The organism is Janthinobacterium agaricidamnosum NBRC 102515 = DSM 9628 (genome assembly GCF_000723165.1).
In the GTDB taxonomy this organism is placed as follows: domain Bacteria; phylum Pseudomonadota; class Gammaproteobacteria; order Burkholderiales; family Burkholderiaceae_D; genus Janthinobacterium; species Janthinobacterium agaricidamnosum.
This window is the reverse complement of sequence record NZ_HG322949.1, coordinates 4,273,419-4,285,982: the sequence shown is the minus strand read 5'-3', so window position 1 is coordinate 4,285,982 and position 12,564 is coordinate 4,273,419. Positions and strand designations below refer to the sequence as shown.

At 60.6% G+C, this 12,564-nt stretch carries 15 protein-coding genes (1 of these 15 cut by a window edge); 12 read left to right on the top strand and 3 right to left on the bottom strand.

Annotated elements, in window-relative coordinates; all coding sequences use genetic code 11:
- The 8 genes from GJA_RS18400 to GJA_RS18365 form a co-directional block, all read left to right on the top strand.
- Positions 1 to 525 carry the 3' portion of a PilN domain-containing protein gene (locus GJA_RS18400; protein ID WP_038495073.1) on the top strand. 12 nt of this gene lie to the left of the window's left edge, so only the last 525 of its 537 coding nucleotides appear in the window; its start codon lies off the left edge, out of view; the stop codon is at positions 523 to 525.
- Positions 522 to 1,109 (top strand): hypothetical protein, encoded by a 588-nt coding sequence (locus GJA_RS18395; protein ID WP_051781085.1) that lies wholly within the window; start codon positions 522 to 524, stop codon positions 1,107 to 1,109. The genes GJA_RS18400 and GJA_RS18395 overlap by 4 nt, the downstream gene beginning before the upstream one ends.
- On the top strand, positions 1,106 to 1,663 hold the full coding sequence (locus tag GJA_RS18390; RefSeq protein WP_038495070.1) for a hypothetical protein: 558 nt from the start codon (positions 1,106 to 1,108) through the stop codon (positions 1,661 to 1,663). Before GJA_RS18395 ends, GJA_RS18390 begins: the two co-directional genes overlap by 4 nt.
- On the top strand, positions 1,663 to 3,819 hold the full coding sequence (locus tag GJA_RS18385; protein WP_081905476.1) for a secretin N-terminal domain-containing protein: 2,157 nt from the start codon (positions 1,663 to 1,665) through the stop codon (positions 3,817 to 3,819). The genes GJA_RS18390 and GJA_RS18385 overlap by 1 nt, the downstream gene beginning before the upstream one ends.
- A complete protein-coding gene (locus GJA_RS18380; protein WP_038495067.1) occupies positions 3,816 to 4,289 on the top strand; it encodes a type II secretion system protein in 474 nt (157 codons plus the stop codon). The genes GJA_RS18385 and GJA_RS18380 overlap by 4 nt, the downstream gene beginning before the upstream one ends.
- The gene (locus GJA_RS18375) at positions 4,283 to 4,681 is read left to right on the top strand and encodes a type II secretion system protein (RefSeq protein ID WP_051781083.1); all 399 of its coding nucleotides are present in this window, start codon (positions 4,283 to 4,285) and stop codon (positions 4,679 to 4,681) included. The genes GJA_RS18380 and GJA_RS18375 overlap by 7 nt, the downstream gene beginning before the upstream one ends.
- Positions 4,682 to 4,684: 3 nt before the next feature.
- Positions 4,685 to 5,404 carry a type II secretion system protein gene (locus GJA_RS27505; protein ID WP_144241589.1) on the top strand — a complete coding sequence of 240 codons (720 nt, stop codon included), beginning with the start codon at positions 4,685 to 4,687 and terminating at the stop codon, positions 5,402 to 5,404.
- Between the two features lie 239 nt (positions 5,405 to 5,643).
- Entirely contained in the window at positions 5,644 to 6,126 is a 483-nt protein-coding gene (locus GJA_RS18365; protein WP_038495064.1) for an FxDxF family PEP-CTERM protein, read from the top strand.
- Between the two features lie 68 nt (positions 6,127 to 6,194).
- Here the strand turns inward: GJA_RS18365 and murJ are convergent, their stop codons facing one another.
- The gene (murJ, locus tag GJA_RS18360; protein ID WP_038495061.1) at positions 6,195 to 7,745 is read right to left on the bottom strand and encodes a murein biosynthesis integral membrane protein MurJ; all 1,551 of its coding nucleotides are present in this window, start codon (positions 7,743 to 7,745) and stop codon (positions 6,195 to 6,197) included.
- A 330-nt stretch (positions 7,746 to 8,075) separates the two neighbouring features.
- On the opposite strand from murJ, the gene rpsT reads away from it, so the two are divergent.
- The gene (gene rpsT / locus GJA_RS18355) at positions 8,076 to 8,342 is read left to right on the top strand and encodes a 30S ribosomal protein S20 (RefSeq protein WP_038495058.1); all 267 of its coding nucleotides are present in this window, start codon (positions 8,076 to 8,078) and stop codon (positions 8,340 to 8,342) included.
- A gap of 169 nt (positions 8,343 to 8,511) precedes the next feature.
- Here rpsT and GJA_RS18350 read toward each other — a convergent pair whose 3' ends face one another.
- A complete protein-coding gene (locus GJA_RS18350) occupies positions 8,512 to 8,949 on the bottom strand; it encodes a DUF192 domain-containing protein (RefSeq protein WP_038495055.1) in 438 nt (145 codons plus the stop codon).
- Positions 8,950 to 9,265: 316 nt separating this feature from the next.
- On the opposite strand from GJA_RS18350, the gene GJA_RS18340 reads away from it, so the two are divergent.
- Complete coding sequence (locus GJA_RS18340) at positions 9,266 to 9,589, top strand: helix-turn-helix domain-containing protein (RefSeq protein WP_061301551.1); 324 nt, start codon at positions 9,266 to 9,268, stop codon at positions 9,587 to 9,589.
- 92 nt (positions 9,590 to 9,681) lie between these two features.
- The gene (locus tag GJA_RS27870) at positions 9,682 to 9,945 is read left to right on the top strand and encodes a hypothetical protein (protein WP_156484099.1); all 264 of its coding nucleotides are present in this window, start codon (positions 9,682 to 9,684) and stop codon (positions 9,943 to 9,945) included.
- Positions 9,946 to 10,229: 284 nt separating this feature from the next.
- Here the strand turns inward: GJA_RS27870 and GJA_RS18330 are convergent, their stop codons facing one another.
- The gene (locus GJA_RS18330; RefSeq protein ID WP_038495043.1) at positions 10,230 to 10,808 is read right to left on the bottom strand and encodes a pseudouridine synthase; all 579 of its coding nucleotides are present in this window, start codon (positions 10,806 to 10,808) and stop codon (positions 10,230 to 10,232) included.
- A 277-nt stretch (positions 10,809 to 11,085) separates the two neighbouring features.
- Between GJA_RS18330 and icd the strand changes: the two genes are divergently transcribed.
- Positions 11,086 to 12,339 carry an NADP-dependent isocitrate dehydrogenase gene (icd, locus tag GJA_RS18325; protein WP_038495040.1) on the top strand — a complete coding sequence of 418 codons (1,254 nt, stop codon included), beginning with the start codon at positions 11,086 to 11,088 and terminating at the stop codon, positions 12,337 to 12,339.
- Positions 12,340 to 12,564: the final 225 nt, after the last annotated feature.

Here is a 12,564-nt window from a genome sequence, read left to right as displayed (position 1 = left end):
GCCCCGCGCGGCTGGCGCCGCACGGTATTTCATACGCACCCGGCGGTGTGGGCCGGCGCCGTGCTGGGTTTGCTGCTGTGTGGCGGCGCCGCGCTGGCCGGCTGCCAGGTGTTTGAACAGCGCCAGCAGCGCCTGGCCGCGATCGAGCGCGCCGCGCAGCGCCAGGCGATCCAGTCGCAGCCGAAGCAGGCCGCGAAAAGCGCCGTGCAGATCCCCGAGGCGCAGGCGGTCTTCGTCAACGCGGCGGTGCTGCAATTGAATTTGCCGTGGCGCGACTTGCAGGAGGCGGTGGCTGCCGCCACGCCGCCGGCGGTGGCCTTGCTGGCGCTGGAACCGGACGCACGCAAGCGGGTATTGAAGATTAGCGCGGAAGCCAGGAACAGCGATGACATGATTGCCTATATCCAGCAATTAAAAGAGCAGGAATTATTCAGCGGGGTGCAATTGGTGCGCCATGAAATCAGCCAGCTCGATCCGAACCGGCCGATACGTTTCCAGGTCGAAGCCGGCTGGAGTGCGCCATGAAGCAGTTGCAACAATTGGATGTCCAGCAATGGCTGCTGCCGCTGCGCCTGGCGCTGATGCGCGGCGGGCAAGCGCCCTTGGCCGCCGGCGTATTGCTGCTGTGCCTGGCCGGCGCGTCCGGCTGGGGCTGGGTATTCCAGCAGCGCGCCGCGTTGCGCCAGATGGTGGTGAAACCGCTCAGCGCGCCGCCGGTGCTGGTCAGCGCGGCGCCGGTGGCCAGCGCCGAGCAGAACCTGGCGCTGTTCTACGACACGCTGGGCGAAAAACGCTACGCCGAGCAGCAGGTCAAGACCTTGTTCGACCTGGCCGCCAAGAGCGGCCTGACGCTGTCGCAGGGCGAATACAAGTCGGCCTACGACAAGGCCAGCCGGGTCAGCACCTACCAGGTGGTATTGCCGGTCAAGGGCTCGTACCAGGCGCTGTGGTCGTTCGGCTTGCAGGCGCTGCGCGCGGTGCCGTTCGCGTCGCTCGACGAACTCAGTTTTCGGCGTGAACAGATCGCCGACACCAGCCTGGAAGCGCGTTTGCGGCTGACGTTTTATTTGAAGGACGGCGCGCCGCAAGCCAGTGGGGAGCAGCCATGAAGCGCCAGCATGTGATCATGGGCGTGGCCCTGGCGGGCGCCGCCGCGCTGGTCTTGTTCGGCGACCGCCAGTCCGGCTCCGACGTGTCCGAGGCGGTCGAACGCAAGCCGGCCGCGGCGCGCGACGATGTCGCGGCCGCCACGGGCAAGCCGGCCAGGCCGGGAGACAAGGAAGTGGCGATCCTGGCGCTGCGTCCGCGCGCCGAGCTGGTCGGCGAAGCCGGCGATGCGGTGTTCGACGGCGGCGATGCGGTGTTCCTGAGCCAGAACTGGAATCCGCCGCCGCCGAAGGCGGGTACGCTGCCGTCGGGGCCGCCGCCTCCGCCGCCGGCGCCGACCGCGCCAGCGATGCCGTTCACCTATATCGGCAAGGCGGTCGGCGGCGGCGTGTGGGAAGTGTTTCTGTCGCGCGGCGCCGACAAGACCTATGTGGTGCGCGAACAAACCATTATCGACGGCACCTACCGGGTGGAAAAAATCGCCCCGCCATCGATGAGCATGACTTATTTACCTTTGAACCAGGTTCAACAGATCAACATTGGAGCACTCGACTGATGCTTAGTCCATTACAGACCGCCGGCGACAGCGTGCCGTACAAGAAGCTGGCGCTGGCCGCGGCCGTAGCCTTGTTTTTATCAGGCTGCGCGGGCACGATCGCTTACCGCGACGGCAACGATCTGATCGCCAAGAACCAGATCGAGGCGGGGCTGAAAAAGTTCCAGGATGCGATCGCGGCGGACCCCAGGAATGCGAAATACCGCAGCACCTACCTGAACGTGCGTGACAGCAATAGCCAGCGTTATTTGCAGCAGGCCGATGCCGAAGTCGCGGCCGGCAAGATCGAGCCGGCGCGCGAATCGTACCGCCATGTGTTGCTCCTGGATCCGCAAAACGAACGCGCGCTGGCCGGTTTGCGCACCATCGACATCGGCGTGCGCCATGCCAAGATGCTGTCCGAGGCCAGCGCCGCCATCGCGGCCAGGCAATACGAACCGGCGCGCCAGCGCCTGAACGCGATCCTGACCGAAAACCCGAACCATGAAAAGGCCCGCGCGCTGCTGCACGACTTGAACGACAAGACCGCGCCGCCGCTGATCGAATCGGGCCTGGCGCGTTCGTACAAGCAGCCGATCTCGATCGAATTCCGCGATGCGCCGCTGAAGCAGGTGTTTGAAGTGATCGCGCGCCGTTCCGGCCTCAATTTTGTGTTCGACAAGGATGTCAAGGCCGACACCAAGACCTCGATCTTCCTGAAGAACAGCACGGTCGAGTCGGCGATCTATTATCTGCTGATGACCAACCAGCTGGAACAGCAGGTGATGGATGCCAACACGGTGCTGATTTATCCGAACGTGGCGGCCAAGCTGAAGGAATACCAGGAAGTGATGGTGAAGACCTTCTTCCTGTCCAACGCCGACGCCAAGACGGTGTCGAATACCTTGCGCACCATCCTGAAGACGCGCGATATCGTGGTCGATGAAAAACTCAACCTGGTGATCATGCGCGACACGCCGGAAGCGATCAAGCTGGCCGAGCGCATCGTCGCGCTGCAAGACGTGCCGGAAGCCGAAGTGATGCTGGAAGTGGAAGTGCTGGAAGTCCAGCGCAACCGCACGCTCAACCTGGGCATCAACTGGCCGCAGTCGCTCACACTGAGCCCGCTGACCACGAGCGGCGGCAGCACGCTGACGCTGGCCGACCTGGGCCGGCTCAACAACAGTAAAATCGGTGTCGGGAACCCGACGGCGACGGTGAATGCCGCCAAGATCGACGCCGACGTCAATTTGCTGGCCAATCCGCGCATCCGCGTGCGCAACAAGGAAAAGGCCAAGGTCGTCATCGGCGACAAGGTGCCGGTGATTACGTCGACCATTTCGCCTGGCATCAGCAACCTGACGTCGGAATCGGTCAGTTATATCGACGTCGGCCTGACCCTGAACGTGGAGCCGACGATTTACCTGAACGGCGACGTGGCGATCCGCGTCGCGCTGGAAGTCAGCAACCTGGGGCCGCAGACCACCACCAATTCCGGTTCCAAGGTATTCCAGATCGGCACGCGCCAGGCGTCGACGCTGCTGCAATTGAAGGATGGCGAAAACCAGGTGCTGGCCGGCTTGCTGAGCAGCGAGGAGCGCAGCGGCGGCAGCAAGGTGCCGGGCATCGGCGAATTCCCGGTGCTGGACCGCCTGTTTGGCACCGACAAGGCCGATGACAATAAAACCGAGATCGTGCTGTCGATCACGCCGCACCTGATACGCAAGGTGCAGCGGCCGGAAGCGCAGGACTCGGAATTCTCGGCCGGTACCGAGGGCAGTTTCCGGCGCCGTCCCGACCTCAGCATCAAGGGCAATGTGGCGTTTCCGAGCGCCGCCGCCAGCGGCGGCAATGTGATCGTGAGTGGCCGCGGCGGCAGTGGCAGCGGCAGTTTGCCGCAGGCACCGTCGCAATCGCTGATGGCGCCGCCGGTGGCCCTGCCGCAAAGCATCGCCGCGCCTGAAACCACGCCGACCAACCCGGCCGCCCCGGCGCCGCAACCCGAGTCGCCGCAGCCGCAGTCGCAGTCGTCCGCGCCGGTGTCGTCCAGCCAGCCGACGTCGTTGCAGGGGGCGCCATTATCGTCCAGCCAGCCGGTACCGGTACAGTCGCTCGGAACGGCGCTATCGCCGGTCCAGCCGGCCCAGGCGCCCGGCCAGCCACCGCCGTCGAAATGAAGCGTCGCGCCGGCTTCACGCTGATCGAATTGCTGGTCACGCTGGCGATCCTGGGCCTGCTCGGCACCTTGGTGGCGCCCGTCACCCAGGTGGTGGTGCAGCGCCGCCAGGAGCAAGAGCTGCGCCGTTCGCTGCGCGAGATCCGGCTGGCGATCGACGCCTATAAAAAGGCGTACGACGATGGCCGCATGGTCAAGGCGGTCGACAGCGTCGGTTATCCGAAAAAGCTGGAAGTGCTGGTCGAAGGCGTGCCGGATTTGCGCAGTCCGAAACACAGCAAGATGTTTTTCCTGCGCCGCGTGCCGCGCGACCCGTTCAATCCCGACGCCACCCTCAGCGATGCGCAGACCTGGGGCAAGCGCAGCTACGCCAGCGAAGCCGACGATCCGCATGAAGGCGAGGATGTCTACGACGTCTATTCGACCTCCGCCAAAATCGGCTTGAACGACGTGCCCTATCGTAAATGGTAAACATGAAGCTGACTTTGACAAAACGCCGCGGCGGTTTTACGCTGATCGAGTTGCTGGTGGTGCTAGGCATCGTCGCCTTGCTGCTGACGCTGGCCGTGCCGCGTTATTTCCCCAGCATCGACAAGGCCAAGGAAACCATCCTGGCCGATAACCTGCGCAACCTGCGCAGCACCATCGAACAGTTTTATGGCGATACCGGGCGTTATCCGGATTCCCTGCAACAATTGGTGGACAAGAAATACCTGCACGCCTTGCCGGTCGATCCGATCACCGAAAGCACGGCCAGCTGGGTCATCGAGGGGCCGCCCGACGATACGCCGGGCCAGGTCTACACCGTCAAGAGCGGTGCGCCGGGCAATGACCGCAGCGGCAAGCCCTACGCCGACTGGTAACTGATGGCGGCTACCTTGCCACCGCGCCGCGAGCGGGGTTTTACGTATCTGGGCCTGATCATCCTGCTGGCGATCCTCGCGCTGGTGGGCGCGGCCGGCTTGAAGATGGGTTCGCTACTCCAGCGCAGCGCCGCCGAGCAGGAACTGCTCGACATCGGCGCCGCCTACAGCGACGCGCTGCAAAGTTACGCGCAGGCCAGCCAGCCCGGCCAGCCGCAGCAGCCGACCAGCCTGCAAGAGTTACTGAAAGATCCGCGCTACCCGACCATCCGCCGTCATTTGCGCAAGATCTATACCGATCCGATCACCGGCAAGGCGGAGTGGGGCTTGATGTTTTATCCGGGTACCACGCGCATCGCCGGCATCTACAGCTTGTCGCAATCGAAGCCGGTCAAGGTGGGTAATTTCGACCAGCGTTTCACAGGCTTTGAAAACCGTTTGCATTTATCCGACTGGAAATTTGTGAATACGGTGCAAAATGCGTTGACGCCGCTGGTGCCGCCAACCCCCGGCATGCCCGGTTCGCCTGGTTCGCCTGGTTCGCCTGGTTCGCCCGGCGTGCCGGGGGCGCCGGGATTGCCCGGATTGCCGGGAGGCGCGCCAGGCAGCCCGCCGGGAAACGCACCCGTAACGCCGCCGCCCGCACCGCCCGCGCCGCCGGTCGCGCCGCCGGTGCCCGACGTGCCGGTCGAAGCGCCATTGCTTGAGCCGACGCAAGAATAATTCCCTCTATTAATATAAGATGGTCCGATACTATTTCATTTTAGAAATGGTGTCGGACCGTTTCATTTCACCTGCGGAAATATAATGTCCTTAAGTAACAAGATATTGCGATTAAATAAATTAAAGTAAGGAAATTGCAATAAATAAAATGTCATTGTGTTACTATTATTTCAGATGCTTGCAACACCGATAGTGTCTGCTCAGCGGCCATCCATTACTTACTAAACAAAGGGGTAAACATGACATTGAAATTTATTGTGGCAGGCTTGCTGGCGGCAGCTTCCGTCAGCGCTGCGGCCGGCGATCAACGTATCAACATGATAGCGGATGGCGAGGCGCATATTTTCGATGCCTTGGTTGGCGACGGTATCTTGTCCGGCGGCCACGACTTGCTTACCTTCACCGGTCTGGGCCCTGGCGTGTACAACATCGCGATCTCGATCACCGGCCAAAGATTGAATTTCGACGGTGTCGTATCGAACTTGAACGGCGTGCAAGGCTATACCTTCGGTGTTGGCGGCCTGAAATTCTTTGGCGTCGAATTCACCGGCGCCGGCCCGTATCTGCTGGACCTGGCCGGCCGTGCCTCGGCTGGCGCCAATTACGCCGGCACTTATACGGTGAGCGCCGTGCCGGAACCGGCCAGCTATGGCATGTTGTTGGGCGGCCTGGGTTTGCTGGGTTTCATGGCGCGCCGCAAGTCGGCCACGAAGGCCGCTTGAATCATCCGTCGCCGCACATGAAAAAACCCGCATCCGATGCGGGTTTTTTTTATTGAGCAAGTAATAGTTCAGGCCGCGTTGCGCTTGAAATCGCGGAAGCGGAAGCCCATCAGCGTCAAGGCGCCGAAATAACTGATGCCGCACAGTGCCAGCACCAGCGCCAGGGCGCCGATCCGCAGCGCGGGATGGGCATGCAAGCCGAGCCAGTCGACCTGGGTCGCGCAAGCCACCGATACCGCGCCCATCACGCACAAGGCCGCCAGCAGCTTGACGAAGAACAGCAGCCAGCCCGGCTTCGGCTGGTAAATGCCGCGGCGCCGCAAGCCCCAGTACAGAAAGCCGGCGTTCAGGCAGGCGCCCAGGCCGATCGACAGGGCCAGGCCGGCCACCGCGAAGTGCGGCACAAACAGCATATTCATCAACTGGGTGGCGATCAGCACACCGATGGCGATCTTGACCGGCGTGCGGATATCTTGCCGCGCATAAAATGCCGGCGCCAGCGTCTTGACCAGGATGATGCCGACCAGGCCAAGGCTGTAGGCGATCAGCGGCTGGGTCGACATGAGCGCGGCATGGGCGGTGAACTTGCCATAATGAAACAGGGTGGCGATCAGTGGCAAGGCCAGCGTGGCCATGCCGACCGCGGCCGGCATGGCCAGCAGGCAAGTCAGGCGCAAGCCCCAGTCCAGCAGCGCCGAGTATTCGGTCTGGTCGCCGTCGACGCTGGCTTTCGACAGGCTCGGCAATAAAATCGTGCCCAGCGCCACGCCCAGCATGGCGGTCGGAAATTCCATCAGCCGGTCGGCGTACGACAGCCATGAAATACTGCCCTCGGCCAGGCGCGAGGCGATGCTGGTATTGATCATCAGGCTGATTTGCGCGGCCGACACGGCAAATACCGCCGGTCCCATTTTCTTGAGCACGCGCAGCACGCCTTCATCGTTCAAGCCGCTGAGCGGGTTGAACGACAGGCGCGGCAGCATGCCGATCCTGACCAGCGCCGGCACCTGGATCGCCACTTGCAGCACACCGCCGACAAACACCGCGATGGCCATCGCGTAAATCGGTTGTTGCAGGTGCGATTGCAGGAACAGCGACGCCACGATCGACGCCAGGTTCAGCAATACCGGCGTAAATGCCGGGATCTTGAATTCGCGCCAGGTATTCAATATGCCGCCGGCCAGCGCCACGAACGACATGCAGGCGATATAAGGAAACATCAGCCGGGTCATCCAGACCGCCGCGTCGAAAGCCCCCGGTTCCTTGTTCAGGCCGGTGGCGATCAGGTACACGAACCACGGCGCGCCGATGATGCCTGCGGCGCTGACCAGCAAGGTGGCCCAGACCAGCGTGGTGGCGACATGGTCGGCCAATTGCTTGCTGGCCGGATGGCCGTGCTGGCTTTTGTATTCCGACAAAATCGGCACGAACGCTTGTGAAAACGCGCCTTCGGCGAACAGCCGCCGCAGCAGGTTGGGGATGCGGAAGGCGACGAGGAAGGCGTCGGTGTAGGCGCTGGCGCCGAACGCCCGGGCGAACAGGATCTCGCGCAATAATCCGGTGACGCGGGACAGCATGGTCATGCTGGAAATGGCAGCTAGGGTTTTGAGCAAGTTCATGGGGCAAGATTATATCTGGCGTACCAGCGGTAAACATGGCTGGCGCAACATATAGTCGCGGCGCCGCCGTCGAATTTTAGCGGCTAAAATGCTATTTCTTTGCCGGCGCGGACGCCGGATGTGTCGCCGGAGGGCGTAATTTGCTGATTTGGGAATTGCCCTTGCTTGAAAAATTCGCTATAATCGAAGGCTGTACAGAATTCTGTTACGCAGACACTAATGTTTGACAGGCACTGGTTTGGCACACATGGTTCGGCAGACGCACAGAACGCACCGGTTGGCAAACACTAATGTTTGCAAACGCACTTTGACCCTGTTTTAGGAAATTCCATGGCAAATACCGCACAAGCGCGCAAACGCGCTCGTCAAGCAGTTAAGCAAAACGCACAAAATTCGTCCCAGCGTTCGACCTTGCGCACAGCTATCAAAGCTGCTCGCAAAGCGATCCAGGGCGGTGACAAGGCAGCAGCAGCTGCAATCTTCCAGGCTTCCGTGTCGACCATCGACCGTATCGCCGACAAGAAGATCATTCACAAAAACAAGGCAGCTCGCCATAAGAGCCGTCTGGCAGCTGCTTTGAAAGCGCTGTCCGCTTAATATCGCGCTGTTTGCGGCCGCCAAGGCAGCCGCAAGAGGTAGTGAAAAGCAAAAAAAACCCGCCCGGTGTATCCCGGCGGGCTTTTTTGCATCTGAAATTCAATCGTCCTCGGTTACTGGCCTGGCGATCCTGTGCGCGCCGCGGCATGTTGCGGCGCGCATCCCCTGCTTACGGCAAGCGCGGCAAGTTGCCGATCACGGTGCCTGGCTTGATATTCTTTTGCTTGAACCAGCCCAGGTTCATTTCCAGCGCATAAGATACCGGCACGGATTTTTTCGAGCAATGGCTATCCAGCGTTTGCGGCGGCATGTCTTCGATGTTGATGATCACGCCCTTGGCGTCGATGAACGCCACCGACAATCCGACCAGCGTGTTTTTCATCCACATGCATTGGGTCGCCGGGCTGTCGAAGACAAACACCATGCCGGCATTGGCCGGGATTTTTTCGCGGAACATCAAGCCTTGTTCGCGTTGAGCCTCGGTGACCGCCACTTCCGCCTTGATCAAATGCATACCGGCCGACAACTGGATGGTGTTGGATTGCTGCGCTTGCGCCGATGCCGACAGCAGTGCACTTGCGCTCAGAAATGCCAAAAATGTTTTCATGTGTGGGGAACAGGCGACGACGAAAGCGCCGATTAAGCCATGGGAGCATGCCCATAGTCAAGGCGCGTCTGGCGAACGGTTCACCTGGCGTGCCGCTCCTGAGGCAAACGGGCCATGAACGCCCTGGTCCAATGCGCCATCTCCTCACTTTTTTCATCGAGCGCAAAATGTCCCGCTTCCAGGATGTGAACCTCGGCAGTGGGGGCGTCGCGCCGGTATCCTTCGGCGCCAGGCACGATAAAGGAAGGATCATGCTGTCCCCACATGACGAGCATGGGCGGTTGGCGCTGGCGCAGCCACGCTTGCCAGCGAGGGTATGACTGAACGTTGGTGCGATAGTTATACTTTGGAAAAGCCGCTGCCGATCGACGAAGTCGCCCCGAAGATCGCGATGAGCCGGCGTACCTTCACGCGACATTTCAAACGCCTCACCGGAACGACCTACGCTCCCTGGCTGGTGATGGAACGGCTTAAGCTGGCTCGGAGGCAGCTTGAAACGAGCGACCATACGATTGAGGTGCTGGCGTCCGCCTGCGGTTTTGGAACCAGCACGTCGCTTCGCCAGCATTTTTTTGCTGTGTCGGGCGTCACCCCGGCAGCTTACCGCCGCACTTTTCAATTATCAAAGAAACGCAACTGAACCGGGTGCAGCTTGTTGGGGCCGGAATGCGGTAGCGCCACAACTCAAATTCCAGCGCACCCGGCGTTGCGTCCCAGGACTACTTACCTGCCTTGATGGACAAGCCCGCGGCTTATTTTTTTACCGGTGGGGCGGCAGGCGATTTGCCATCGGAAGACGATGCTGGCGAGTTGACGGTTTTTTCTTTCTGCGCTCTTTTCGAAGAGGCGTCAGGCGACTGTTTTGTCACATTGCCATCCGATGCCGATGCCTGGGCCGACGCGGAAGCCGAGGCCGAAGGTGCGGCAAAAGCCTGGGTAGCAAACAGTGCGGCAAACAGTGCGGCAACAATTTTGGACATGTTTTATTTCCTTTGATAGTAGCGGAATAATGATTTTTATTGATCTATCGGGGGAGCGCAAGGAAATAATTGCCAATTTGTATCATCATTGAAAATAATGGCAACTTGTGATGTTTTTTTACTTTGCTTTTCTGTTGTTTTAAGAGCCTATCCCAGTAGTGAGCGTCTTGTTCTGGCCGCGCATCGGGAGCGCGGACCAGGCGTGAGGAGGACGCGTGGCGGGCCACGCGACGACGATCAACGCAGTCCCCGTTCCTGAGGAGCGCCAGAACAGGGCGTATTCATCTACTGGGATAGGCTCTAAGTGCGGCGCGGGCCTTTCCTGGCCAGCGCCGGCGGCGCCACTTCGCACCACTCACCGGGCATCAGCGGATGGCTGGCCAGCGAAAACGGGCCGATCGCGCTGCGCACCAGGCGCAATGTCGGCAAGCCGACCGCCGCCGTCATGCGCCGTACCTGGCGGTTCTTGCCTTCCTGCAGGGTGATTGCCAGCCACGACGTCGGCTGGTCTTGCCGGCTGCGGATCGGCGGATTGCGCGGCCAGATCCAGTCCGGCTCGGCGATGCGTACCGCCTGGCATGGCTTGCTGACAAAGTCGCCCAGGTCCAGCGGCGCTTGCAGCCGCAGCAGCGTGGCGGCATCCGGCACGCCGTCCACCTGCACCAGGTAAGTCTTGGCTTCCTTCAAGTCCGGGTGGCTGATTTCATGTTGTAAACGGCCGTCGTCGGTCAACAGCAGCAAGCCTTCGCTGTCGGCGTCGAGCCGGCCGGCCGGGTAAATCTTTGGAATGTCCAGGTAGTCGGCCAGCGTGGCCCGGCCGTCTTGCGGCGAAAACTGGCACAATACCTGGAAAGGTTTATTAAATAGTATGAGTGGCATGCTGTCGTGGGAAAATGGAGCAGGGGCTGGCCCCGCTCTCTCGTTAAACCGTGGCACCTTGTGAAATACTGGTGCATAATGTAAAACCGGCCTCTTATATCTTATATAAGACTAAGCTGATGGCGCATGCAGGAAAAACCTGATGGCGCAAGTCCCGAATATATTGTCGAATTTATTGTATTAGATAGCAATTGTCTTTGTAGTCATTACAGTTTGCAGATCGCCCCTGCGAGCGCCGTTTCCGGCGGCTTGCGATGCGACCAACCCGGAGATCACGATGTATCAACATATTACTGTACCCGCTGACGGTGAAAAAATCACCGTCAACGCCGATTTTTCGCTGAATGTACCAGATAATCCCATCATTCCTTTCATTCAAGGCGACGGCACCGGCGCCGATATCAGCCCGGTCATGATCAAGGTGGTCGACGCGGCGGTGGCCAAGGCGTACGGCGGCCAGCGCAAGATCAGCTGGATGGAGATTTTCGCCGGCGAAAAAGCGACCAGGGTGTACGGCCCTGAGGTATGGTTGCCTGAAGAAACCCTGCAAGTGTTGAAAGAGTATGTCGTCTCGATCAAGGGGCCGTTGACGACGCCGGTCGGCGGCGGCATCCGCTCGCTGAACGTCGCGCTGCGCCAGCAACTCGACCTGTACGTCTGCATGCGCCCGGTACGCTACTTCACCGGCGTGCCGTCGCCGGTGCGGGCGCCGGAAAAGACCAATATGGTCATCTTCCGTGAAAACTCGGAAGACATCTACGCCGGCATCGAATGGCAGGCGGGCTCCGATGGCGCCAAGAAACTGATCGACTTCCTGGCCAGGGAAATGGGCGTCACCAAGATCCGTTTTCCTGAAACCTCGGCGCTCGGCATCAAGCCCGTCTCGCGCGAAGGCACCGAACGCCTGGTGCGCAAGGCGATCCAGTACGCGATCGAGCATGACAAGCCTTCGGTGACGGTTGTTCACAAAGGCAACATCATGAAATACACCGAAGGCGGTTTCCGCGACTGGGCGTATGCGCTGGCGCAAAAAGAATTCGATGCGCAACTGATCGATGGCGGCCCGTGGGTCAAGATCAAGAACCCGAAAACCGGCCGCGACATCATCGTCAAGGATTCGATCGCCGATGCGTTCCTGCAACAGATTCTGTTGCGTCCCAATGAATACAGCATCATCGCGACGCTCAATCTGAATGGCGACTACATCTCCGACGCGCTGGCGGCCCAGGTCGGCGGCATCGGCATCGCGCCGGGCGGCAACCTGTCGGATTCGGTCGCCATGTTCGAAGCGACCCACGGCACCGCGCCTAAATACGCCGGCAAGGATTACGTGAACCCGGGTTCGCTGATCCTGTCCGCCGAAATGATGCTGCGCCACATGGGCTGGGCCGAAGCGGCCGACCTGGTGATCAGCGCGATGCAAAAATCGATCGCCTCGAAACGCGTGACTTACGACTTCGCCCGCTTGATGGAAGGCGCGACCCAAGTGTCATGTTCCGGCTTCGGCGACACCATGATCGCCCAGATGTAAAAAACGGTAAAGAACAACAGAAAGGGGAGGACTGGCTACGCCATCCTCCCCTTTTTGTTGCTTCCAACGAATCCAACGGACACATCGGCGTCCTTGGGAACCGTAGCGAGCGGCGCGAATTTCGGCCGAGAATCGCAGCCCTACGTCGGTATGGCGAGCATCGCAGGCTGACAGTCGCGTCGCGCAGCCGGTTCCCAAGACGCCCGCCACAAAGAAAAAAACCCC

Bases quoted from the DNA above. Each gene is read 5' to 3' on its own strand.
- GJA_RS18375 (WP_051781083.1), top strand. From the start codon at position 4,283: ATGGTAAACATGAAGCTGACTTTGACAAAACGCCGCGGCGGTTTTACG.
- icd (WP_038495040.1), top strand. From the start codon at position 11,086: ATGTATCAACATATTACTGTACCCGCTGACGGTGAAAAAATCACCGTC.
- GJA_RS18390 (WP_038495070.1), top strand. From the start codon at position 1,106: ATGAAGCGCCAGCATGTGATCATGGGCGTGGCCCTGGCGGGCGCCGCC.
- rpsT (WP_038495058.1), top strand. From the start codon at position 8,076: ATGGCAAATACCGCACAAGCGCGCAAACGCGCTCGTCAAGCAGTTAAG.
- GJA_RS18380 (WP_038495067.1), top strand. From the start codon at position 3,816: ATGAAGCGTCGCGCCGGCTTCACGCTGATCGAATTGCTGGTCACGCTG.
- GJA_RS18330 (WP_038495043.1), bottom strand. From the start codon at position 10,808: ATGCCACTCATACTATTTAATAAACCTTTCCAGGTATTGTGCCAGTTT.
- GJA_RS18350 (WP_038495055.1), bottom strand. From the start codon at position 8,949: ATGAAAACATTTTTGGCATTTCTGAGCGCAAGTGCACTGCTGTCGGCA.
- GJA_RS18365 (WP_038495064.1), top strand. From the start codon at position 5,644: ATGACATTGAAATTTATTGTGGCAGGCTTGCTGGCGGCAGCTTCCGTC.
- GJA_RS18340 (WP_061301551.1), top strand. From the start codon at position 9,266: ATGACTGAACGTTGGTGCGATAGTTATACTTTGGAAAAGCCGCTGCCG.
- GJA_RS18395 (WP_051781085.1), top strand. From the start codon at position 522: ATGAAGCAGTTGCAACAATTGGATGTCCAGCAATGGCTGCTGCCGCTG.
- GJA_RS27505 (WP_144241589.1), top strand. From the start codon at position 4,685: ATGGCGGCTACCTTGCCACCGCGCCGCGAGCGGGGTTTTACGTATCTG.
- GJA_RS18385 (WP_081905476.1), top strand. From the start codon at position 1,663: ATGCTTAGTCCATTACAGACCGCCGGCGACAGCGTGCCGTACAAGAAG.
- murJ (WP_038495061.1), bottom strand. From the start codon at position 7,745: ATGAACTTGCTCAAAACCCTAGCTGCCATTTCCAGCATGACCATGCTG.